This window comes from Mesorhizobium sp. M0159 (assembly GCF_040322295.1).
In the GTDB taxonomy this organism is placed as follows: Bacteria; Pseudomonadota; Alphaproteobacteria; order Rhizobiales; family Rhizobiaceae; genus Mesorhizobium.
In genome coordinates this window covers 1-1011 of the sequence record NZ_JAMYTF010000138.1, presented here as the reverse complement: position 1 = coordinate 1011, position 1011 = coordinate 1, and the positions used below count along the sequence as shown (strand labels likewise).

Annotated in this window: 1 protein-coding gene and 1 pseudogene; both read left to right on the top strand. The window is 62.3% G+C overall.

All coding sequences use genetic code 11. The features are described from left to right. A partial coding sequence (locus tag NKJ32_RS35410) for a Mu transposase domain-containing protein (RefSeq protein WP_502902731.1) occupies positions 1–581 on the top strand: 581 nt, incomplete at its 5' end. Further along, positions 578–928: pseudogene (locus NKJ32_RS35405) on the top strand (ATP-binding protein); the annotation flags it as partial. The gene NKJ32_RS35410 and the pseudogene NKJ32_RS35405, both read left to right, overlap by 4 nt. Positions 929–1011: the final 83 nt, after the last annotated feature.

Below are 1011 nucleotides of genomic sequence, written 5' to 3'. Positions count from 1 at the left end.
CTTACCGCGCCAAAACAAAAGGCAAGGTCGAGCGACCGTTCCGCTACATTCGCGAGGACTTCTTCCTGGCCCGGTCCTTTCGCAATCTCGAAGACCTGAACGCCCAGTTGCGTCACTGGCTGGACACGGTCGCAAACCCGAGGGTTCACGCCACCACAAGGCGTGTCGTCAACGAAGCTTTCGCCGAGGAGCGCGCAGCGCTGCGGCCGCTGCCTTTGGCTCCGTTCCGATCGGTCCTAAAGCTTGAGCGACGTATCAGCCGGGAGGGCATGGTCAGCGTCGGCGGCAATTTCTACAGCGTGCCCGACGCCACCAGGCGCCGTGTCGTCGAGGTACACACGCTGGCCGAAGAGTTGCGCATCTTCGAGGACGGCGCACTGATTGCCACCCATCCTATTCTCGAAGGCCGGCACCAGCGTCATGTCGAGCCGGGTCATCGCAACATCCACGTCCACAAGCGCCGACAAAGACTGAGGAACGACGAGGTCATTCTTCATGGCTCGGGCGACAGGGTCGCTCAGCGCCCGTTGGCCTTCTACGACGCCGTCGCCCGGGTGATGGCGAAGGAGCAACGTCCATGACGAACGCGCTCGACACCACGCCATCCACCATCGACCGGATCCGCCACGACCTCGTCGGCCTGAAGATGCCGCGGGCGCTCGAAGCGCTCGATCATGTCGTGCGCCGGCTCGAGAAAGGCGAGATCGCCGCCCTCGAAGCCATGGACATCCTCCTCTCGGAAGAGTTGACCCTGCGCGAGAACAGCCGGATCAAGACGGCACTGCGCATGGGGCGCCTGGCCACGATCAAGACGCTCGCCGGCTTCGACTTCTCTTTCCAGCCCTCGCTCGACCGAGATCGAATCTTCACGCTGGCCCAACTCGGCTTCGTCGCCCGCTGCGAGGTCGTCCACTTCCTCGGCCCGCCCGATCCCACGACATAATGCACACCTCGCTATGTTATTGAAAAAGCTGGATCTGCTGATCCTGTGAGTGTGATAATGGACTGTGT